This window comes from Streptomyces changchenzhani (genome assembly GCF_039766235.1).
Classification (GTDB): domain Bacteria; phylum Actinomycetota; class Actinomycetes; order Streptomycetales; family Streptomycetaceae; genus Streptomyces.
This window is the reverse complement of sequence record NZ_JBDHNH010000022.1, coordinates 22,567-44,093: the sequence shown is the minus strand read 5'-3', so window position 1 is coordinate 44,093 and position 21,527 is coordinate 22,567. Positions and strand designations below refer to the sequence as shown.

Genomic DNA, 21,527 nt, shown 5'->3' with positions numbered 1-21,527 from the left:
AGCTCATCGGTCATCCGTTCAAGGACACGTTCAGCGACGGCGAGCTCGTCCCGCTCGGCCCGCACCTCCGCCAGCTGGGTGGTCAGCTGTTCTTCGAGCTCGTCCAGTTCTGCGCGCCGCGCAGTGATCCGTTCCAACAACTCGGGATCCAGCATGCACCGGATCGTAGACGGCGGCCGGACCGCACGAGCGAGAACCGGCAAGCTGACCGCTGGGACAAGAGACAGCAGTCTTCGAGCTGATCAGGATGCACCGATTCTCACTGAACTCAGAGCACGCGCAGGTAGCGGAGCTCAGTGAGCGTGATCTCGTCGTAGACGTCGTCTTGAGTAGCACCATCGGCTTGATAGCCAGCCCGCTCGTAGAAGCGCCGAGCTCGCTGGTTGCCAGAGAGAACCCACAAGGCGGACGCTTCGAATCCCTGGCTCTTCATCTGCGTGTGAGCCTCACCCAGGAGCCTCCGGCCGATGCCTTGGCCGATCAAATCCGGCGAGACGTACAAGGCGTAGATCTCGCCTGCCCGTCCCAGAACAGGCATCTCACCTCGACACGGCCCGAAGCAGATCCACCCCGCCAGGCCACGGTCAGCGTGCGCCACAAGGTCTCGTGACTTCCGAAGGGGTTGAGAGAACAACTGCCGTCGCTGAACGGCATCACCTTCGACGGTCATTGCATCCAAGTACGTCTGGGGAACCATGCCGGCGTATGCCGCCTGCCAACCCCGGACCCGGATCGTCGAGACGGCCTCGATATCCGCGCCGTCCATCTCCCGCACATGCACCATCGCGCCACGGTAAGGCCAGAGGCGCCGCAGAGCGAAGTGCTTTATCTCGTTTCCGAGCCGTCGGGATCGAAAGCACCGCCTGACGGACGATCTTCTCCGCGGCCTCCCGCCCACGACCAGCACGAGTACCCCGATGACCGATCACACCAGCCCTTTGACCAGCGACTTCAGGTTGGCGGAGGCTCCGTGCATCGACATTGGGAGGCGCGCGCCGGGTGCGGTGCGGACATCGTGGCGCGCACGGGAGTGGAGCCCACCCGGTCGACTCCACCCGATGGGCTCCACTCTCCGCATCCGATGTTCTGCATCCGATGCCGGGCATCGTCCACTGGATGCTGAGCATCGTGGGTTCCACTCGGTGGACGATGCCGGGCATCGTCACCACAGCCAGGCACTGGAGTGCCGCACCTGTGGTCATGTGAGTCCTCCAGTGGGTGTCCGGCCGGGCGTCTGCTGCCCGCCGGGCGGCGGGGTGTGTGACGGCGCGGGCGCCGACGGGGCGGGCTGCGGCCGGGGGTCCTGGACGACGGCGCGCTCCCGGATGCCGTCCTGGAGCTTGGCGGCCATCTTCGCGACGGCCTCGATCGTGGCGCGGGTCTGCTCCAGCGCGGCAACATCGGTCCCCTGCTCCAGGGCGTGGCCGGCTTTCCCGCCGGTGCGGGACGTACGCGGGCCAGACCTCGAGGCGCCGGGCGCGGCGCCGGTGTGCGGGCGGGTGCGGGAGTCCAGGCGGTCCGCGCGGCGCATCTCGTAGACCCGGGCACTCAGCGCTCCGGCGGCCAGGCGGGCCCGCGCGTAGAGGGGAGCGGTCCGCTTGCGGATCAGCGGGCGCAGCACGGCCTGGTCGTCGGTGTCGCGCGGGTACAGGGCGTGCAGATCAGCGGTCATCTTCCGGCCTCGGCCGACAGGGCGGGTGTAGTCGACGACGGTCTGCACGATCCGTTCGTCCAGGCCCGGCTGGTGCGGTTGGCCGCGCAGGACGTAGGAGAGGTAGCGGCGCGCTTCGGCGAGCAGGTGGTGGCGTTTGAACGCCCCGCGCATCACGTACACCACGGCGACGACGTCGACGGCGGCCAGGACGACGTCGACCACCGGCCGCACCCGCGCCCACACCGCCGCGGCTGCCGCCCGCGCCCGCTCCGCCAGCCGGTCGACGACGTCGGCGCCGAACGCGGCGACCGCCGACTCCCGCCAGCTCGCGCGCAGCTCGGACAGCGACCGCAGGTCCTTGCGCTTGGGCGGGCGTGTCCGGTCGGCGGCCTTGCAGGCCAGTGCGTACCCGGCCCGCTCCCCCGGGGCATGCCCGTGGTCCTCTTTGTAGTCGGCCACCAGGACGGACAGCGCGTCCTCGATCTGCTGACGGCGCGTCGACTGCCAGCCGATGAGCCGCTGATCGATCCCAGCAATCTCCATAACGGGCCAGCGTCCCGGGGTCACCTCGCGCGGCTCCCACGCTGTAGGTTCCGCTACTTCGTGCGCACTGGTACCTGCGGAAAAACGCCGGGACCCGGGCCTGATGCGCACTCGCTCCATCGGCCGGTCGCACGCATTCCTGCCGGATGGCTGCGAGGTGGCGAGGACACGCCTTGGCAACCGCTGCGGGCCGCCGCCCAGATCGCGATCACCACCCACGGCACCAGAGACGCTACGGCGCTGCTCGTGGCCCGAGGGGCGTCCTCATCAACGCCACCACAGCCCTCACAACGGCCAGTTGGGTGACAGGCGGCGCCCGGGCTGCGCTCCAGGTCACCGCAGGCCGGCTCCCAGTCCCGGCTTGTTCTGACGGCGAAGGCCAGGGCTGCATACCTGCCGTCAAAGCCTCTACGAGGGAGCCCCTCATGGCCGACGAATCAGTGCCAGCAGCCGCGATCAGTAAGGGGCCGGAAGCAGGGCAGGCCCGGGACGGCAGGGGAAACGGTGGCGGTCAGCGGCCGAGGGTGAGGGACAGGCAGGTCAGCGGGCCGGGGGTCTTCACCGGGCCGGGGGCCTTGCTCGGCGTGGCCGTGCGGCGGCCGTGTGCGACATCCCGCGAGTTCCCCTGATGCCCGGTGGGCGCCCGGCCTGCTGGCCAGGCGGTTCTGGTGCCCTTTCAGTCCGAGTGACCCGGTGAAGAAACTTCAGCATTTATGAAGTAGTCTCAGCTTTCACGATGGTTCCACTTTCCTCGTGAAACTGAGGGGGCTCGGGTTGGCGCTGGCTGCTGTACGGGATCTGCGCGAGCTCCGGCCGCCTGCCTCGACCGAGGAGTTGGAAGCCTTCGAGACTGACGTGCTCGCGGGCTTCGTGCTGGCGCGGGCGTCGGCCGGGCTGGCCGACGGCACCATCCGAGGCGACGTTGGCCACCTGGACCAGATGCGGACGTGGTTCGGCCGTCCGCTGTGGGACATGGAGCCGACCGATGCCGACGCGTACTTCGGGCGGGTGCTGCGGGGCTCGCCCAGCGGTACCCGCCTGGCCCGCTCGCAGGCGCTGAGCACGTACTTCATGTTTCTGGAGCTGCGGCACAAGGTCGAGATCCACCAGCTGACCGGCCGCATGGCCGAGTGCCCGATCGACGAGATGAACCGCCCGCGCGGCGCGAAGGACGCCCAGCTGCGGATCCCGCCGTCCGGCGCGGAGGCGGGGCAGCTGTTCGCCGGCTGGGGCGGGGAGCTGGCGACCTGCCGCAAGTTCGCCCCGACGGCCAGGAACTACACAGCCTCGAAGCTGATGTCGCAGGTCGGCTTGCGGGTGAATGAGGCGTGCAGGCTCGACCTGGACGACATCAAGTGGGACCTGGGCCGGTTCGGCAAGCTCCATATCCGCTATGGCAAGGGCAAGCGCGGGTCGGGTCCGCGCGAGCGGATGGTCCCGCTGATCAACGGCGCCGATCGGACTCTTCGGTGGTTCATCGAGGACGTGTGGGGTCAGTTCGACGACGACCACGTGCGCCCCGGCGCCCCGCTGTTCCCCTCCGAGCGCAGAAACGCAGACGGGTCCTCCCGCCGGGTCGGCGACGACGCTCTTCGGGACGGCCTGAAGGCCGCAACGAAGACTCACCTCCCCTTCTGGGAAGGGAAACTGACGCCACACGTGTTGCGGCACTTCTGCGCATCGGAGCTCTATCACGGCGGTCTCGACCTGGTGGCCATTCAGGAAGTACTAGGACATTCCTGGATCGCCACGACCATGCGCTACATAAACCCTCGGGAATTGCATCAGGCGGGCGAGAACTCGCAGGTCGCCAGGTCACGGCGAGAGCTTGAAGGACTCCGAGGCTACTACGACCTAGCTGTCTGACCAGGCATGTTGTCAATCGTATCCCTTCTGATGCATGATTTGCCCTCCAGAAGGGATGGTCTGGAGTGGTGTATCAGCGCAAGGTGGCCCTGGCTGGGGCGGCTCATCTGGAGCTTGTCTCCGGGGTGGTCCAGCTGCGTCCCGAGGACGCGATGTTCGACGCGATGCTGCGTGGTTGGCGGGCTCAGCAGAAGTCGCGCGGGCTGAAGGACGACACGATCGAACCGCGGGAACGACTCATACGCCGGTTCCTGGAGTTCGCGAACGACTACCCGTGGCAGTGGACGCCGGCCCACATGGACGAGTGGTCGGTCTCGTTGACCGGTGAGAAGCATCTGGCACCGTCGACGATCCGCAGCTACCAGGGCACCGTGCGACTGTTCAGCGAGTTCCTCATCGACGGCCGCTACGGCTGGGGTCCTGCCTGCGAGGAAGCCTTCGGTACCTTCCCGGTGGCGGTCTGCCACGAGTGGAACACCATCGCCCACCTCAACGATTACGAGGGCGACCCGGAGGCGAAGCCGTTCACCCGGGAACAGCTGCAGCTCTTCCTCGACTACGCCGACGAGCAGGTCGAACGAGCGGTACGGGCGAAACGCAAGGGCGCCCTGGCGGCCTACCGCGACGCCACCCTCTTCAAGGTGATCTACGGGTGGGGGCTTCGCCGGACCGAGACCTCCAAGCTCGATGTCGTCGACTTCGGGCGCAACCCGCAGGCCCGGCAGTTCGGCCGGTACGGCACGCTCAACGTCCGCTACGGCAAGGCCAAGAAGGGCCAGCCTCCGCGGCGCCGGAACGTCTTGTCGGTGATGGATTGGGCCGTCGAGGCAGTCGCCGACTACGTCGAGAACGTCCGGCCGCGCTTCGGATTCCCCGACAACCCCGCTCTATGGATCACTGAACGCGGTGGACGCCTGCGGCCCGGCTCGATCAACGACCGGTTCGAGGCATACCGCGACGCCCTTGGCCTGCCGAAAGAGCTGGTCCCTCACTCCTTGAGGCATTCGTACGTCACGCATCTGACCGAGGACGGCGTCGACCGCCGCTTCATCCAGCTTCTCTTGAGTCCTCTGCGGTGTGTCCACTACGTGCAGCACGAGCCTGGGGTGGGCGGAGATCTGTGTGGTGGAGGTGGTTATCTACCGCCGTCCATCACGCAGTTTTCCAGGAGGTCTGATGCTGGTGCAGAGGGTGTTGATGCCCGCCTCGTCGCTTGAGTCGTGGACAGTCCTCGGTGACGGGGGCGGGACGGTCGAGCCGATCGAGCGCTACCTCGCCTACCTGACCGATATTGAGCGGTCGCCGAACACGGTCAAGGCTTATGGCCATGATCTGAAGGACTGGTTCGTCTTCCTCGGCCGGCGCGGTCTGGACTGGCGCGAGGTGCGGCTGGAGGACCTGGGCGAGTTCGTCGCCTGGCTCCGGCTGCCGCCTGCGGGCCGTGACGGCCGGGTCGCGTTGCTGCCGTCGGCGGAGCATCACTGCGGGGTAACCACGGTCAACCGAAAGCTGTCGGCGGTCAGCGGTCTGTACGTCTTCCACGCCCGTCACGGCGTGGACCTGGGCGATCTGGTCACCGAGCTGCAGCCGGTCCGCGCCCGGCGCACGGGCTGGAAGCCGTTTCTGTATCACCTGGCGGGCGGCGAACCCGAGCGGCGCCGCACGATCAAGCTGAAAACGCCTCGCATGCACCCGACCATCCTGACCGCCGCCCAGGTCCAGGCAATCCTGGACGCGTGCACCCGGCTGCGGGACCGGTTCTTGTTCGCGCTGCTGTGGGAGACCGGGATCCGGATCGGTGAGGCCCTCGGTCTCCGTCATGAGGATCTCGCTGCGGCGGAAGGCGAGTTGATCGTCACTCCGCGAGTCAATGACAACCGGGCTCGGGCCAAGTCTGCCTCGCCCCGCACCGTTCCCGTCGGCCCCGAGATCATCCGGCTCTATGCGGACTATCTCCACGACGAGTACGGCGACCTGGACAGCGATTACATGTTCGTCAACCTCTGGGGCGGCTCCTACGGACACCCGCTGACCTACGCGGCCGTCTACGACCTGGTTCTGCGAATCCGCCGTGCCACCGGAATCGACTTCGACCCCCACTGGTTCCGGCACACCCGGGCCACTCTGCTCCTACGCCGCAAGGTGCCCATCGAGGTGGTCAGTACCTTGCTCGGTCATTCCTCGATCGCCACCACGCTTGATATTTACGGTCACTTGTCCGTCGAGGACGCCCGTCGCGCCCTGGAGGCCGCCGGTTTCCTGACCGGGCGGGAGGTCCGCTGGTGAGCGAGTCGACTCCCGCTGCTCCCCTTCCCGGCTCAGGGCTGCTGGGCAAACTCATGGCCGCGGTCCGGCCGGAGTTCCGCGTCGATGTGTTCATCCCCGCTCCGGGAGAACTGATCTTCGGGCTGGGAGCCTGCCGGGTTCCCGGATGTCCACGGCAACCCCGCACCCGTCAGCTCTGCCGCGGCCATTACTACCGCTGGCAGCGGCGCGGAGGCCCGGACATCGAGGCGTTCATCGCCGATCCCGGCCCCGGCCCGGTCGGGCGGACCGAACTGACCGAGTGCTCCATCGCCGGCTGCCACTACGGTGCGGCCCGCCAAGGGCTATGCGTGCGCCATCACGGCTTCTGGGAACGGGCGGGCAAGCCCGAAAAGAGGAAGTGGATGGCGAGTCTGCCGACCGTCGCCGACAACGGCCACCGGATCTGCCGCTTGTCGTTCTGCACCCTGTGGACCCAGGGGAAGTCGCCGTTCTGCCACAACCACAAGTCCCGCTGGTATGCCGTCGGCAGCCCCGAGATTGAGGAGTTCGTACGCCGCTGCGAGGCCGCCGGAGACGACCGCTTCGACTTCCGGCCGCTGGACGACAAGCGTCAGCTCAAGCTGGAATTGCAGTACGCGCTGCAGCGCCGCCACGACGAGCGCCAGGTCAACACCCATAGCTCGGCCGTCTCGCCGGTGATCCGGCTGGCCGCCGCCAGCGAGGCAGGATCCTTGCTGGAGTGGCCGATGGAGCAGTGGAGTGAGCACTTCGCCGCGATGCGCGGGGCCAGTCATGACCGGAACGGACAGCTTGCGTTCCTGCGCTACGCGCATGAGCATCTGGAGGATCTCGCCTGCGGCAGCGGCTGGGAGAGCGAGTTCCCCCGCGATGTGTGGGTGCTGCGTCGGCTGGGGATCGAGGGCACCCGGGCCCGGTTGCGGTTCGACCGTATCGCCCAGCCGTGGCTGCGGGAGCCGGCCAAAAGGTTCGTGCGCTGGCGGCTCAGTATCGGCCGCAGCATCAACCAGGCCGTCGTCGACATCCTTGCGCTCAACCGGTTCTCCGGCTTCCTGGCCGACCCACGGGTTGCCGCGGACGGTTTGGTTGCGGTGGACCGGCAGGTACTCGAACGCTACTTGGCCGATCTCGCGGTCGACCCGCGGTCGACCCACTCGCGCGGCCGGGACATCGGTTCGCTGAACGCGTTTTTCCACGCCATGCGCCGCCACGGCTGGGACGAGACCCTTCCGGCGAGCGCGACCTTCTACCCCGACGACTTCCCCCGCCCCGACAAGCGGTTGCCCCGGGCGCTGGCCGAGCAGGTCATGGCCCAGGTCGAACAGCCCGCCAACCTCGACCGCTGGCACAACCCCGAGGGCCGCCTGATGACCTTGGTCCTCATGCGGTGCGGGCTGCGGGTCGGTGACGCCTGCAACCTGGCCTTCGACTGCATCGTCCGGGACGCCGACGGCGCCGCCTACCTTCGTTATCTCAACCGGAAAATGAAACGCGAAGCCCTGGTCCCCATCGACGAGGAGGTCGAGGGCGAGATCACCGCCCAGCAGCAGCGCGTCCTGGACCGGTGGCCCGGCGGCAGCCGGTGGCTGTTCCCGGCCCCGCGGATGAACCCCGACGGGACCCGACCACTGACCACGCACTCCTACCGCGGACAGCTCGATCTCTGGCTGGAGCGCTGCGACGTCCGCGACGAGCACGGCCGGGCAGTGCATTTGACGCCCCATCAATGGCGCCACACTTTTGGAACCAGGCTGATCAACCGGGACGTCCCGCAGGAAGTCGTACGCGTCCTTCTTGACCACTCCTCCGGTGAGATGACCGCCCATTACGCCCGGCTGCACGACACCACGGTCCGCCGGCACTGGGAGAAGGCCCGCAAGGTCAATATCAAGGGCGAGAGCGTCACCGTTGACCCCAACGGTCCGCTGGCCGAGGCCACCTGGGCCAAGCAGCGGCTCGGCCGCGTGACCCAGGCCCTGCCGAACGGCTACTGCGGCCTGCCGGTGCAGAAAACCTGTCCGCATGCCAACGCTTGCCTGACCTGCCCGATGTTCGTCACCACCCCCGAGTTCCTGCCACAACACCGGGAACAGCGCCAGCAGTTGCTGCAGATCGTCTCCGCCGCCGAGGCCCGCGGCCAAGCGCGGGTGGTCGAGATGAACCGCCAGGTTCTGGGCAACTTGGAGCAGATCATCACCACCTTGGAATCCGACCCGGATCAGCCGGAGGCGACCGCCGATGCGAGCTGACAACAGCCAGCACATCATCGACGCCGCCCGGCGCCGAAGCGAGTACACCCGCTCCAAAGCCGTCCAGGCACTCCGTGCTCTGGATGCCGCGGGCGAACCAGTCACCTTCGAGACAGTCGCGAAACGAGCGCGAGTTTCCCGGTCCTGGCTCTATGCCCAGCCGGACCTGCGAACGGAGATCGAGCACCTGCGGTCATCGCACCGCCGAGCCCCCGCGTCCCCCGTTCCCGCACGTCAACGCACCTCCGATGCCTCCTTGCTGCAGAGACTCGAAGCCGCGAACAGTCGTATCCGGCGGCTTGCTGAGGAGAACCGGCAACTGCGCGAGCAACTCGCTCAGGCCCTTGGCGAACAACGCGCCGCGAGCACTCGTACACGCCCGCCACGCATGAGTGCGGGCAATCCCAGCTCAGTAACGATCGGCCCGTGCTGAAAAGCCAACGCATGCCCTCGTCCGACACGTCACGGACAACAACAACGAAGCAAACGCACAGGTCAACGTCCTGTCGAGCAAAGGAACTCAAGATAATCCAGCAGCAAGTCGGACACTCCCACGCCGCGACCACCGCGATCTACATGGGAGTGTCGAACGAGTACTGCAACAAGCTGCTGGAAGCGGCAATGAAGAACCGACTCGGCAACGACTGGGACGTGATGGCGTGATCAAGAAGATGGGCTACCAGTGGCAGCTCCGGCAGCTGATGGCGGAGCGTCAGATGTTCCAGACCTCCGATCTGGTGCCGTTGCTGGCCGAACGCGGCATCACGCTGTCGCGTGAACAGGTCTACCGGCTGGTCACTCAGCCTCCGCAGCGGATGAGCATGGACACCCTGGTCGCGCTCTGCGACATCCTGGGCTGCACACCCAACGACCTGATCAAGCCCGAGGTCGTCAACCTCCAGGTCCGCAAGACCGCCGACGGCGAGCCGTCGGCGCCGACGGCCATCACGCCGCGCCGCGCCGTCATCCGCCGCCCCGGCAACGGCAAGCCATGAGCCGCCAGCAGACACGGGAGATACGTCAGCGCGAGCTCGCCGAGGCCCGTGCCCGGAACATCGCCCGCCTCCAACAGGCAGCCGGCCCAGCGCTTTCCGCCTCGGCAGCTCAGGAGATCCTGGAGCAGGCCCGCGCCTGGGCCCCGACCCCCGCACGGGCATTGGACCGGTACTTCGCCGAGGACCCCGACGCCCTGGCCAACCCCTCGCCGCACTGCTCCGGCACGTTCGTACGCCTGCTGCGGCAGATGGACGTCGCCGGCCACGGCGACGCCGTCACCCAGCTCTGCTGCGCGGTCTGCGGCCGCGCCGACGGCACACTGCCCCGTCCTACCCCGGCTGGCCGGTGCTGTCACTGGTGCGCTGACCGCCACAAGAAGCGGCTATGCGCCCGCTGCAACAAGGAAGGCCGGATCCTCGCCCGCCGCCCCGAAGGGCCGATCTGCCAAAGCTGCTACCGCCGCGATCCGCAGGTCCTCACCGAGTGCGCCGAGTGCAGCCGACGCCGACTGCCCACCGTCCGGCGCGAGGACGGCTCGGCCTTGTGCCAGAACTGTGCTCCGGCGCCCGAACGGGAGTGCGTCCGCTGCGGGGCCGTCCGCCGCACCTGGGCTTTCACAGCCGCCGGGCCGGTATGCGACCGCTGCTACAAGCCTGCTCCGCGTTTCTGCGGAATCTGCGGCGAAATCCGCCCGATCCAGGCCCGCGCCGTCGACGGACAGCCCGACATCTGCGAGGGGTGCTACCGCGGGCCGCTCGGTGAGTGCGTCGTCTGCCGCCGGCAGCGTCACGGCCGTCACGTCCGCGCACTCGACGGAGCCTTTCACTGCTACTCCTGCGGCCCCCGCCCATCCCGTCGATGCGACGACTGCGGCGAGATGAAACCGGTGAAGGCAACCTGGCCGATCGGCACCCTCTGTGGCACCTGCTACCACCGGCGGTCCCGCAACCCGGCGCCGTGCTCCCGCTGCGGGACCGACCACGTTCTGGTCGGCCGCACGCCGGACGGCGGCGAGCTCTGCGGGCCCTGCAGCGGAGCCAACCACCTCGCCTTCGCGTGCCGTCGCTGCGGTTTCCCCGGCGACATCTATGCGGACGGCACCTGCACCCGCTGCATGATCACCGTTCGTCTGACCGACCTTCTCAGCGGTGAAGACGGAGCAATCAGTCCGCAACTCCGGTCTCTGGTCGATGCCTTGGGAAGGGCGGAACGGCCGTGGTCGGTGCTGGAGTGGCTTCGGGAGAGCCCCGCCGCACAGCTGCTGGCGGCCCTTGCCACCGACCACACGGAGATCAGCCACGACGTACTCGATGCACTTCCCCAAGACCGCAACACCCGCTACATCCGCGAGGTCCTAGTGGCCACGGGCGCTTTGCCCCAGCGCCAGGAGAACCTCGCCCGTCTGGAGCTCTGGGTGAAGAAAACGGTGGAGAACCTGCCGTCCCACCAGGCCCGGATCATCCGTCCCTTCGCCGAATGGAACGTGGTGCGTGACGCACGACGCCGCGCGATCCGAGGCCGCTACACCTCCAACGCGGCCGCCGGCGACCGCCATGACGTCCGCGTCGCCATCGAGTTCCTGACCTGGCTTGACGTCCACGAACTAAAGCTCGACACCGCCGGACAGGAAGACCTCGACCTCTGGCTAACCACCCACCCCACCCGACGCCGGGGCCTCGCCTCCTTCATCCGCTGGACCACCGCCCGCCGACTGACCAGCAAACTCACCGTCCCCCCGAGGCCGAAGACGCTACCGTCGCGCTTCCTCGACGAGGACGAGTACAGCGAACAACTGCGACGCTGCCTCAACGACGACACACTCCCGCTCGAAGTACGCATCGCCGGAGCCCTGATCAGGCTCTATGCCCTCCCGGCCACTCGCATCGTCGAGCTGACCACCGACCGGTTCCACCGCGAGGACGACGGCGCTTACCTCACCCTCGACCGCAACCCTGTCCTGCTGCCACCCAGGCTGGCCCAGCTCATCGAGCAACAGGCCACGCGTCCGGGACACGCCTCGACGCTCCGGCAGCGGGGAGACGACGAAGGACGCTTCCTCCTGCCGGGACGGCCACCCAGCCGACCCCGAAGCGCCGCCTCGATCCACTCACTCATGAACCAGTACGGACTCCCCGTACTCAGCGCCCGCAACACCGCGATGATAGAGGCGGTTGCGGACCTCCCGCCCATCGTCGTCGCCGACCTATTCGGCATCCACCCCAACACCGCACACTCCTGGGCCCAATACGCCCAGGACAGCTGGGCGGACTACCTCGCTGCCTGCCAGAACCCTCTCTGCCAGCCTTGGGTAAGACATCCCGCTTTGTCGGGTTAGCCTGAGAGGGCATCGACAGGAGTTCCACCCTTATGACCAGCACGAAGCCGTCCGGATCGGATCCGGCAGCGAAGCCGAAGCGCCGCAGTTTCAGTCCCGAGTACAAGCTGCGGATCGTGGCCGAGTACGACGCCGCGGCCAAGAACGAGAAGGGCTCGGTCCTGCGCCGCGAGCGGCTGTACCACTCGCACATCAAGGAGTGGCGGGCCGCCCGGGATGCCGGGGCCCTGGAGAAGCTGGCCGACAGGCGCACCGGCCCGGCGAGGCCGAAGAGGTCGCCCGCCGAGGTGGAGAACGAGAAACTGCGCCGCCAAGTGGAACGGCTGGAGAAGGAACTGGCCCGCAACAAGGCCGCGTTGGAGGTCATGGGAAAAGCTTCCGCGCTCTTGGAAATGATCTCCGAGAGCGCGGACTGACCCAGAACGCCGCCCCGGTCCTCGACGACGCCTTCGCCGGTGTCGAGCCCGCACTGGGTATCACCACCGCGTGCCGGCTGACCGGACGCTCGCGGGCCACCCACTACCGCAGGCTGCGGCCCGCAGCCGAGCGGAAACCGAGGAAGCCGCAGGTCCAGCCCTCGGCCCTGAGCGCGCCGGAGCGATCTGCGGTACTGGAGCTGATGAACCGCGAGGAGTACGCCGAACTCCCGCCCGCCCAGATCTGGGCCCGTGAGCTGGATGCCGGGCGCTACCGCTGCTCCGTCTCCACGATGTACCGGATCCTGCGCGAAAAGGGCCAGAGCGGCGAGCGCCGCCGACAGGCCACCCACCCTGCCAAGGCGGTGCCCGAACTCCTCGCCACCGCCCCCTCGCAGGTGTTCACCTGGGACATCACCAAGGCCGCCGGACCCGAGAAGGGCATCTGGTACCACGCCTACGTGATCATCGACATCTACTCCCGCTATATCGTCGGCCACACTGTCGAGAAGGCCGAATCGGCCGAGCGGGCCGAGGAGTTGATCCGCGAGACCATCACCCGCAACGGCATCGTGCCCGAGACCGTGCACGCGGACCGCGGGACCTCGATGACCAGCAAGAAGGTCTCCCAGATGCTGATCGACCTCGGAGTGACCCGGTCGCACTCGCGGCCCAAGGTCTCCAACGACAACCCCTACAGCGAGGCCCAGTTCAAGACCACGAAGTACATGTCGGACTACCCCGACCGCTTCGATTCCCTGGCCCATGCCCGCGAGTGGTTCGACACGTTCATCGCGTACTACAACCACGAACACCGCCACTCCGGCATCGGCTGGCACACCCCGGCCTCCGTCCACTTCGGGACCGCCGAGGAGGTCCGCGACCAACGAGCCGTCACTCTCGCCCAGGCATACGCCCGCCACCCCGAACGCTTCGCCCGCCGCCCCCGACCACCCCGAATACCCGAGAAAGCCTGGATCAACGACCCGGCCAAGCGCCGCGAACCCGCACCACAAACCTCATAGCGTCCCGACCGTCTCACTGGACTTGAAATCTTCCGGAACGAGGAGGGGCGGAACACCGCCTCTTCACCAGTAAGACGGGTCTGAGCTCGACCCACGAAGAGCGGCTCTACAGGCACGATGTGCGTGCCTGTAGAGCCGCTCTCTGCGTCTGGCGGGGCTGCTTCAGGGTGACGCAGCAGGGCCTCCCGCCCGGCCGTGCGTTTCACTCTTCGGGCGTTGTGGCCAGCCGGGCTGCCACCGCCGGGTCGGCGGCTAGCTCCGCCGATAGGTTGCGGATCGACACGAAGCGTGCCCGCAACAGCTGTTCCGGCTCCAAAAAGCGCACATTGCGGAGGCTCGCTCCGGTGAGGTCGGCCTTGGTGAGGGACGCCACGAAGAGGTTCGCTCCGTTGAGGCAAGCTCCAGTGAGGTTCGCTCCGCTGAGGTTCGCTCCAGTGAGGTTCGCTCCAGTGAGGTTCGCTCCAGTGAGGTACGCCCCGGTGAGGTTCGCTCCACTGAGGCAAGCCCTGAGCTGGCGCTGGACCTGATGGTCGGCCTGGTGAACCTGATCCACCCGCACGGCACCGCTGGGTCACGGACCGTGATCAGCAACCTGCTGGTGTCGGCCCGGCGGCTTCTGCGGTTCATGCACGACCGGGGCTTTGACGGGTGCGCCGGGGACCTCAGCCGACTGGATTTGATCGAGTTCTGGATGGGGGGCCGCTACAACGCGGAGATGCACACACGGCGGATGCTGGCGGCTTGGGACGAGGACGGGGCCAGGCTTTCGGAGCCGGTCCGTCTGCTGATCCAGGGCAGGATGTTCAACCAGCGTGAGAGGCAGCAGCCTCTGGTTCCCTACAGCGAGTCGGAGTGGGACCGGCTGATCGGCATCTGTCGCAGAAACGTACGCGAAGCCTTGGCGGCCCACGCCGCGGCGGTCGCTGCCGCCAGCCGCGGCCACGACCCTCTGGGCAGCGGGCGGTGGTCCTTTGAGGACATGTGTCGTCTCCTCGCCGAGCGTGGGCCGCTGGCGGCACGCCACCTGAAAGCCCTCGGCGTCCAGGACAAGATCGTGCGAGCCGTCCGCAGGCCCCTGGCCAACGCCCGGGCTGCCCTATTTCCGCAGCCGGACACAGTGATCTCCTACCAACTGCTGTTCGGCGCCTACAGCGGCATCGTCCCGGACGGAATCGACGGGCTCAGCCTGGATGACATCGAGTGGGCCGGGGACTCTCAGATCGTGCTCGGCTATATCAAGGGCCGCACCACACGCGAGAGCCTGAATCTTCCTCGCAAGGCGGTCAGGCTGCTGGAAAGGTGGCTGGAGCACTCCGCTCTGCTGCGTTCGCACGCTCCACGGCGCGAGGACCGGGGGGTGCTCTGGCTGCGGGATCGCCCGAACTTCACCGGCAACGTCGAGACCACACGGATCACGGAAATTTCGGTCAGAGCGTGGATCCGTCGGCACGGTCTGATGGGCGACAGCGGGGCTCCCTTGCTGATGAACCGCCAACGGATCCGGACGACGTTCCACAGCTTCCGCGACCGTCGCACCTGGTCCGGAAGCCCGAGGGCAACGATCGATCCGAACCACACGCCGGCGGTTGAAGCCGACCACTACCTGACGGCAACGACCCCGGCTCAGCAGCGGGCGGTCGAGGCGATCATCGAGGACGCCCAGGGGGATCTCCTCCGCCGGGCCATGCCACCAACAGTGCTGCCCGAGGAGGCGGCCGTCGTACTGGCCCGGGAGTATCCGCAGGTCATTGACCGGCTCGGGCTGGACGGCACCGCTCTGGAAGAGCTCGTTGGCGGCCAGCGGGATGTGTTCGTCGCCGCCTGTTCGGATCAACTGGCGGGACTGCACGGTCCGAAGGGAAAGCCGTGTCCCGCCCGGCCCTGGGTCTGCCTGCTCTGCCCACTGGCCGTATTCACCCCCCGGCATGCGGTGAACCTGCTTCGGCTGAAGGCGTTCTTCGCCCGCCAGTGGCGACAGATGCCGAACGAGCACTTCATGGCCGTCTTCGGGCCCTACGCCCAGCGCATCACCGAGGTCCTGGACCGCTTCGACCCCGCGCTACTGGAAGCCTCATCCCGAGAGGTCGCCGACACCGACGACGAACTTCCCCTGAGGCCCGAGGAGCGAACCGCATGACGTCGGCAACATCGGCGACGCCGGTCCCGGATACCGTCTCGCCGTTCGCCGGGGCCGATGTGTTCAAGGAGGCCGGCTGGACTTCGCTCGCCGGCTTCATTCCGCCCCGTTTCGGCGATGACGTCTGGGATCTGACCGGAATCCGGGGCCGGCCACAGCACCTTTGGGCATCGCAGTTGATTTGGGACTTCACCGAGATCGTCCACCCTGGCTGGCGGCTGGTGGCCAAGGAGCTGATCCTCGCCCAGTGGGCACCCACCCACCCGGCCGTCGCTCAACTGCCGATGGCCTACCGCACACCCCGGGCCCTGGCCACGGCCAGCCGACTACGCCCGGTTCTCTTCGACTGGCTGAACTGGCTCACCCAGCAGGGCATCGCGAGCTTGGGAGAGGTCACGCAAGACCACTGCCAGCGTCATCTTCTCGTCCGCAGCACGATCCGGGACCGGCACGGCCGTCCGCTGCGGGAGGCTAGCGTTTCCCACAAGCGGATGGTCGTCACCGCGATCATGGACCTCGCCTTCTACTCCGACTTGTTCACCAGTGACCGTTACGCCCCCGAGCTGCGGCCCTGGGGGTTCGCGAAGCCATCCCTCGTGGCCGGGCTGCAACGCGGCACGAAAGAGAACAAGACTCCCCCTGTTCCCGACCGGATCTTGCAGCCGCTGCTGGGTGCGTGTCTCTACATCGTCGACGTCCTCGGGCCCCAAGCCATTGATCTCCGGCGCCAGCTCGCGGCCCGACCCCCGCGGGCCAGGGACAGGGAAAGGAAGCGGCCGACCGTCGCGGATCTGTCCCGGGTCCTGACAGACCACCACTCCACCGGTGAGCCCCTGGTCGAGCTGGTGGAAAACCATGTCGCCAGGCGTCTGGGAGAGGGCTGGCATCCCCATGACCCGCTGCTGCGGGTGAGCTTTCAGGCTCTGTCCGACCGGGCCGGCTGCGGCGAGTACCGGTCGCACCAACTGACGGCGGAACTCCGCAGGACCGCCGAGGAGACGGCCGCGGCGGTCGGCCTGGCCAAGCCGTGGGGGCGGAAGGCTCCGGCCGTCACCCGATCGGACTCCCCAGAAACCGTGCCATGGACCGAGCCCCTGCACATCCGCGAGTTCATGGACCTGGTGGTGATGGTCCGGCTGGCGGCGCTGACGGTCATCGCGACCCTGTCCGGGATGCGCTACAGCGAACTCGCCGAACTGGCGGTGGGCTGCCGCCGCACCATCGAAGTCGCCCCGGGCCTGATCCGCCGCAGCCTCAATAGCAAGATCATCAAGGGGCAGCCGCTCGGCGGGGTCGAGGACGAGTGGATCGTCCTCGACGAGGTCCACCGGGCGGTCGCGCTCATCGAAGCACTGCACGATCACCCCGTTCCTGGGGCACCGCTTCTCGGCCGAATGCAGTACTCCAGCAACTACACCAGCTCGCTCCATCCCTGGATCAACAGCCCCGCAGGGCTCCGCCTTGGGCTGGCGCCGGTCCCGGACGGCCCCGTCAACCTGCGCATGCTGAGACGGACTCTGGCCATGGAACTGGGCTATCGCCCGCACGGCATGCTCGCGGCGAAGATCGCTCTCAAGCACGTGTCCGCCGTCACGACCGAGGGATACACAGCGCGGCCGGGCGGATCCCAGGCCAAGCTCCTGGCCGAGGCTCACGAGCACGAACGGGAACGGAACCTGTCTCTGGTCCTGGCCGAGTTCCGAAACTACCAGCAGGGCGTCATGCCGAGCGGCCCCGGCGCCCGCGACTTGATCGACTTTTTCGCTCATGTCGACGGAGAACTGGCTCAGACGCCCGGCTCCCCGCCCCACATCCGTTCCAGCGATCAAGACCTGCGCAACCTGCTGGCCAAGCGAGCGGGCATCCTCCACCTCGGCTCCGCGAACTTCTGCTGGTTCGCCGACCCGTCCAAGGCCCTCTGCCTCAAGCTCGCCGGCACCCCGAACGCTGACAAGCCCCTGGCGGGAATGTGTGACTCCGCCCGTTGCCCGCAGGCCACCCACCACGCCTGCCACCGGCCCGTCTGGGCTGGCACCGCCGTCCAGACCAAGGTCTTCCTCGGCTCGCTCAGCCGACGGCAGAACGGCGAGCGCAGCCGCCTCCAGGCCGAACTCGACCGAGCCGAACGAGTCCTCCACGAGATCGACAACGCGGTCGGCATCGGCCCCCGAGAGGAATCCAATGCGGATCAGTGATGATCAGCGGTGCCAGGCCGAGGACCGCATCAGGACCGCCATGGACCGGCTCCTGCGCGGTGAGGTCCCGCCGGGCGGCAAATGCGATCTCAAGACGCTCGCAGCCGAAGCAGGCGTGAACCGGACCGGCTTCTACCCCAAGGGAGGACGACCAGGCCCCTTCCAGCATCTGGCCGAGGAGTTCGCACAACGGCGTGATCGACTCCAGGCGGCTGGCCAGGCCCCCGACCCACGCGAAGCCCAGATCGCCCAGCTCAAGCAGACGGTCACGGATCTGCGGAAGCGTCTCGCTGAACACGACGCCGAGCTCGACGAGCTCAGGGGCTTCAAGCAGCGAGCGGTGTCCCAGCTCGCCGCCCAGCACCAAGAGATCGATCGCCTCCGTCAACAGCTCGCCAGAACGTCGCACCCGCAGGTTGCGGAACTTCCTCGCCCTCGGAGCGTCTCCGTTCTCGGCCCGTGCTGACTCCCGGAATGAGACACCCCGAGCGGGCCGCCCGGACGCACCGCTGCCGCCCGACCCGGATTGACCGCAACACAGCGCATCGGGACACGGGGAGTGCAGACAAAAAGCAGTGAGAGCAGTACGTTGCCGAGGCAGGATGTTCGACCCTGACCGTTCAGGACACCCCGCACTGCGGGCAGCTGGACGTCATGCCGGCCTGGACCGCCTCGGTCCTAGTCCGCGCCCGCCGCATCCGCCGCCAGTGCCGCGACCGGCACGCCGGCGAACAGAACACCGCTGTCGCCTTCGCCGACGGCATCAACGGGCCACCGCACCCACGGCACAACCGCGGCCCGCAGTCGTCGTCCACGACCACGACCGGCCGCAGCCGGGGCACCCCGTCCCTGCCCATGCCGCCACCGTACGCGCCCGACACCGACTCCCGCCCAGCCACGTCATTCGCCGCCGATACACCGGCGGCACGGCAGGCGTTCGCCACCGTGCCTCTGCTGGACGCACTGCCTGAAGATCGGCTGCGCGCGCTGTGGTCCGACTCGCTGCCGCGCCGCCATCACGCGGGAGAGGTACTGCGCAGTACCGGCGATCCGGCCGAGGCCTCCGAGCCCGGCATGCCCGCGACCGGCTGCCGAGACCGTCGCCGAGTCGGTTCAGATACTGGTGAGGTTGTCGGAGATGGCACCGGGGCGTCCGGGCCTCAGGAGCTTCTCGAAGATGGTCAGGACCAGTTCGTCGGTCTCGTCCAGGACACCGTGGTCCTCGCGGCTGACGTGGCCGTTGTGGAGGCGGAAGCCGTGTTTGACGAATGACGCGATCCGGGTGCCGTCCCGCATCGCCTCGGCGCGCTTTCCCCTGGTGTGAAGGAACGCGTAGTGCCGGCCGTGGACGAGGGCACGACCGGTTTTCTCCCGATGGCGACCGTTGGCTATGCCGTCGCTGACGAGAGCCTGCTCGTCATGCGGACTCAGCGTGATCGGGGTGGGTTCACGGGCAGGGGCAGACAGAGACGGCCCGTTCGTCTCGAAGGCGCGGCTCTTGTCCGCGTTCATCCGCCTGGCGAACCAGCCCGTGAAGTGCTGCACGGGCTCCGTGGCGACGGACGCCCGGACTCGGCCGGCGGGATCCATCACGTCGACGCGGGTGCGCGCCTCATCGGCCTGGATGCGCCAACCGCCGCGGGTGGGCCGACGCCAGAGAGGGATGTCCGTCATGGCCACAGCCTCTCAGACGGCCGGGATCCGCGGACCACCAGGCCGCTCCCGGAACCGCTTCACCATCACGACAAGGCCAAACACCTGATCAGCAACCCCAACTGCACCGCCCCGCACTTGCTGGACGGCCTGGTCGACGAGGAGTGAGGACGACCGGCTGGTCGAGGATGTCCATGAGCTCGGCGACCAGGACCACCACGAGGGGGCGGGTCGATCAGCGTCCACGGCCCGGAGGCGGAGGCGGAGCGCCTGTATGCCGAGCTGGCTCTGGACGCCACATGGGAGACCGAGCCGCCGTTGGCGGCGGTCCGTACGATTTGCTGCCCGATCTGCGGCGCCGATCGGGACCTGGTCGCGACCGTCCGGTGGGCCTCTGATGCTCTCCTGCTCTGCCCGAACGGCCACGAGTGGACCGAGACAGTCCGCACGGCGGCGGGTTCACCCTGATGCAGCGGCTCATCCAACCGGAGAGCCAATGCCCGAGGCCGGCCGGTAGGCGAGGACGAGGTGCCCCATTCGACCAGGGAGGCGGAAACGGTCACTAAGCCAACATAAAAGCTGACTTATTGGGGTGGCTGCAACCGCTGACTTCCAAGCCTTGTCTTCAGCGACATGACAGCCAATCGAAGGCCGCGAGCAGCCCCGAACGGTCGGGAGTTGCGGCGGACACTGGGCCGCACTTTCGCCGCCGCGGTCCTGGTCGCGGGCGGCATCTTCTACGGGCTGGTGGTGCTGCTCGACTTCAAGGACATCGGCACCACCGCCAAGCTCGACGCCAAAACACTCTTCGTCCTGGTGAAAATCTCCTTCGGGGTGGTCGCCGGGACCGGCGCGCTCGTCGCCCTGGTCGTTTCCTACCGCCGCCAGCGCATCGATGAGGCCGGCGCCCACCGCGAAGCCACCCGGCTGCACACCGAGCGCTTCTCCCAAGCCGTCGACGAACTCGGATCCGGCTCACCCGCAGTCCGGCTCGGCGGCGTCCACGCCCTGGCCGGCCTCGCCGACGACGCCCCCACACAAGACCTGCGCCAGGCCTGCATCGACGTTCTGTGCGCCTACCTCCAACTCCCCTTCACCCCCGACCACGGCAACGGCCCGACCCATCAGGAGGAACACCACCGCTGCCTGGCCCTTCGCAAGGTCCGGCACACGATCCTGCGCCTCATCGGCGACCACTACCGACGCCCCCAGGGAACCCACCGCTCCTGGCAGGGCTGCGACCTCAACCTCACCCGCGTCACCATCGACGGCAGCATGGACTTCGGCCGAGCGGTCTTCTCCGGCGGCACGGTGTCCTTCCGCGGCACGGTCTTCTCCGGCGGCACGGTGGACTTCGACCGCGCGACGTTCTCCGGCGGCACGGTGTCCTTCGGAGACGCGGTGGGTCCGGTTCCCAATGGGCTTCTCGCTGCCGTCGGCACTCCTGTTCCTATGACGGTCGTCCTTGCTTCCGCATGGCTGCCCCCAGTTCCATAGTGCCCATGGGGGCAAAACCGTCGTTTCAACCCCCGGACCAAGGTTCGGAAACAGGTAGAGGGGTGAAGGCGCGCCCTGGCGACGGCGTGCCCCCGCCCGGTGCTGCCGAGGCCAGGCACGGTGACGAGATGAGTCCCTCTTCGGCCTTTCGTTTTCCGCTGCCGGTCCCGGTGGAGGTGATGCGGCCTGTGGCGGTCTGCCGTTCCCGGCCTCGGAGAGCCGGCCGGACGGTGGCAAAACTCGATCAAGCTCGACGGCTGGCGCACGGTGGCTCTGCGCTACCCGGACCGTCTGGTGCTCCAGTCGCGGGCCGGGACTGTCGTCACCGAGCGCTTTCCCGAGATCGCGGCCACGCTGCGCCAGGTGCTCGCACCCGGGACGGTGCTGGACGGGGAAATCTATGCTTTCCATCCAGACGGGACGAAGGAGAAGCCGACCTGAAGCGGGCCGGGTCCGCCGCAGGAAAGTGGTCACGACAATCACCGGCCCGGCCGCCGGGCGGGCCCCGGACCTCCTGGACCGCGACGTCGTCGCCAGTGCCCCCAACCGCTGCTGGCATCGTCGGCTGGTCCGCCGCTACCGCCGAGGAGACCAGGCTCGTCCTGGACGCCCTGGACATGGCGCTGTGACAGCGCGGCCGGGACGGATTCCCCACACACACGGCGAGTTGATACA

The 21,527-nt window shown here is 67.9% G+C and carries 18 protein-coding genes and 1 pseudogene; 15 read left to right on the top strand and 4 right to left on the bottom strand.

Annotated features, from left to right (window positions below; all coding sequences use genetic code 11):
• Positions 1 to 268 precede the first annotated feature (268 nt).
• Positions 269 to 784: a GNAT family N-acetyltransferase gene (locus ABCR94_RS37800; protein ID WP_347125925.1), complete on the bottom strand. Its 516-nt coding sequence runs from the start codon at positions 782 to 784 to the stop codon at positions 269 to 271.
• A 414-nt stretch (positions 785 to 1,198) separates the two neighbouring features.
• Positions 1,199 to 2,239, bottom strand: a pseudogene (locus ABCR94_RS37795) (relaxase domain-containing protein); the annotation flags it as partial.
• Positions 2,240 to 2,950: 711 nt separating this feature from the next.
• Here ABCR94_RS37795 and ABCR94_RS37790 point away from each other — a divergent pair.
• The 10 genes from ABCR94_RS37790 to ABCR94_RS37745 all read left to right on the top strand — a co-directional run bounded on the left by ABCR94_RS37790 (position 2,951) and on the right by ABCR94_RS37745 (position 13,370).
• Positions 2,951 to 4,063: a tyrosine-type recombinase/integrase gene (locus tag ABCR94_RS37790; protein ID WP_347125923.1), complete on the top strand. Its 1,113-nt coding sequence runs from the start codon at positions 2,951 to 2,953 to the stop codon at positions 4,061 to 4,063.
• Positions 4,064 to 4,128: 65 nt separating this feature from the next.
• Positions 4,129 to 5,280 carry a tyrosine-type recombinase/integrase gene (locus ABCR94_RS37785; protein ID WP_347125922.1) on the top strand — a complete coding sequence of 384 codons (1,152 nt, stop codon included), beginning with the start codon at positions 4,129 to 4,131 and terminating at the stop codon, positions 5,278 to 5,280.
• Positions 5,240 to 6,349 (top strand): tyrosine-type recombinase/integrase, encoded by a 1,110-nt coding sequence (locus ABCR94_RS37780; protein WP_347125921.1) that lies wholly within the window; start codon positions 5,240 to 5,242, stop codon positions 6,347 to 6,349. Before ABCR94_RS37785 ends, ABCR94_RS37780 begins: the two co-directional genes overlap by 41 nt.
• Positions 6,346 to 8,598, top strand: a complete 2,253-nt coding sequence (locus tag ABCR94_RS37775; RefSeq protein ID WP_347125919.1) for a tyrosine-type recombinase/integrase — start codon at positions 6,346 to 6,348, stop codon at positions 8,596 to 8,598. The genes ABCR94_RS37780 and ABCR94_RS37775 overlap by 4 nt, the downstream gene beginning before the upstream one ends.
• The gene (locus ABCR94_RS37770) at positions 8,588 to 9,031 is read left to right on the top strand and encodes a DUF6262 family protein (RefSeq protein ID WP_347125918.1); all 444 of its coding nucleotides are present in this window, start codon (positions 8,588 to 8,590) and stop codon (positions 9,029 to 9,031) included. Before ABCR94_RS37775 ends, ABCR94_RS37770 begins: the two co-directional genes overlap by 11 nt.
• The gene (locus ABCR94_RS37765) at positions 9,025 to 9,261 is read left to right on the top strand and encodes a hypothetical protein (RefSeq protein WP_347125916.1); all 237 of its coding nucleotides are present in this window, start codon (positions 9,025 to 9,027) and stop codon (positions 9,259 to 9,261) included. Before ABCR94_RS37770 ends, ABCR94_RS37765 begins: the two co-directional genes overlap by 7 nt.
• Positions 9,258 to 9,593 carry a helix-turn-helix domain-containing protein gene (locus tag ABCR94_RS37760; RefSeq protein ID WP_347125914.1) on the top strand — a complete coding sequence of 112 codons (336 nt, stop codon included), beginning with the start codon at positions 9,258 to 9,260 and terminating at the stop codon, positions 9,591 to 9,593. Before ABCR94_RS37765 ends, ABCR94_RS37760 begins: the two co-directional genes overlap by 4 nt.
• Positions 9,590 to 11,929, top strand: a complete 2,340-nt coding sequence (locus tag ABCR94_RS37755) for an XRE family transcriptional regulator (protein ID WP_347125913.1) — start codon at positions 9,590 to 9,592, stop codon at positions 11,927 to 11,929. The genes ABCR94_RS37760 and ABCR94_RS37755 overlap by 4 nt, the downstream gene beginning before the upstream one ends.
• Positions 11,930 to 11,961: 32 nt before the next feature.
• Positions 11,962 to 12,345: a hypothetical protein gene (locus ABCR94_RS37750; protein ID WP_347118891.1), complete on the top strand. Its 384-nt coding sequence runs from the start codon at positions 11,962 to 11,964 to the stop codon at positions 12,343 to 12,345.
• Entirely contained in the window at positions 12,342 to 13,370 is a 1,029-nt protein-coding gene (locus tag ABCR94_RS37745; protein WP_347119138.1) for an IS3 family transposase, read from the top strand. The genes ABCR94_RS37750 and ABCR94_RS37745 overlap by 4 nt, the downstream gene beginning before the upstream one ends.
• Before the next feature lie 202 nt (positions 13,371 to 13,572).
• On the opposite strand, the gene ABCR94_RS37740 is transcribed toward ABCR94_RS37745, so the two are convergent.
• Positions 13,573 to 13,923 (bottom strand): pentapeptide repeat-containing protein, encoded by a 351-nt coding sequence (locus ABCR94_RS37740; protein WP_347125911.1) that lies wholly within the window; start codon positions 13,921 to 13,923, stop codon positions 13,573 to 13,575.
• Here ABCR94_RS37740 and ABCR94_RS37735 point away from each other — a divergent pair.
• Genes ABCR94_RS37735 through ABCR94_RS37725 form a run of 3 tightly spaced genes read left to right on the top strand, consistent with a single transcriptional unit; the run spans position 13,909 to position 18,168 of the window.
• Positions 13,909 to 15,507 carry a site-specific integrase gene (locus ABCR94_RS37735; RefSeq protein WP_347125909.1) on the top strand — a complete coding sequence of 533 codons (1,599 nt, stop codon included), beginning with the start codon at positions 13,909 to 13,911 and terminating at the stop codon, positions 15,505 to 15,507. The two genes, ABCR94_RS37740 and ABCR94_RS37735, sit on opposite strands and share 15 nt — an antisense overlap.
• Positions 15,504 to 17,702 carry a site-specific integrase gene (locus ABCR94_RS37730; protein ID WP_347125907.1) on the top strand — a complete coding sequence of 733 codons (2,199 nt, stop codon included), beginning with the start codon at positions 15,504 to 15,506 and terminating at the stop codon, positions 17,700 to 17,702. The genes ABCR94_RS37735 and ABCR94_RS37730 overlap by 4 nt, the downstream gene beginning before the upstream one ends.
• Positions 17,689 to 18,168 carry a hypothetical protein gene (locus tag ABCR94_RS37725; RefSeq protein WP_347125906.1) on the top strand — a complete coding sequence of 160 codons (480 nt, stop codon included), beginning with the start codon at positions 17,689 to 17,691 and terminating at the stop codon, positions 18,166 to 18,168. Before ABCR94_RS37730 ends, ABCR94_RS37725 begins: the two co-directional genes overlap by 14 nt.
• A 647-nt stretch (positions 18,169 to 18,815) precedes the next feature.
• Here the strand turns inward: ABCR94_RS37725 and ABCR94_RS37720 are convergent.
• Positions 18,816 to 19,376 (bottom strand): hypothetical protein, encoded by a 561-nt coding sequence (locus ABCR94_RS37720; RefSeq protein WP_347125904.1) that lies wholly within the window; start codon positions 19,374 to 19,376, stop codon positions 18,816 to 18,818.
• Positions 19,377 to 20,033: 657 nt separating this feature from the next.
• Between ABCR94_RS37720 and ABCR94_RS37715 the strand changes: the two genes are divergently transcribed.
• The gene (locus ABCR94_RS37715; protein ID WP_347125903.1) at positions 20,034 to 20,852 is read left to right on the top strand and encodes a pentapeptide repeat-containing protein; all 819 of its coding nucleotides are present in this window, start codon (positions 20,034 to 20,036) and stop codon (positions 20,850 to 20,852) included.
• Between the two features lie 186 nt (positions 20,853 to 21,038).
• Complete coding sequence (locus ABCR94_RS37710; protein ID WP_347125968.1) at positions 21,039 to 21,293, top strand: ATP-dependent DNA ligase; 255 nt, start codon at positions 21,039 to 21,041, stop codon at positions 21,291 to 21,293.
• The last annotated feature ends 234 nt before the right edge of the window (positions 21,294 to 21,527 follow it).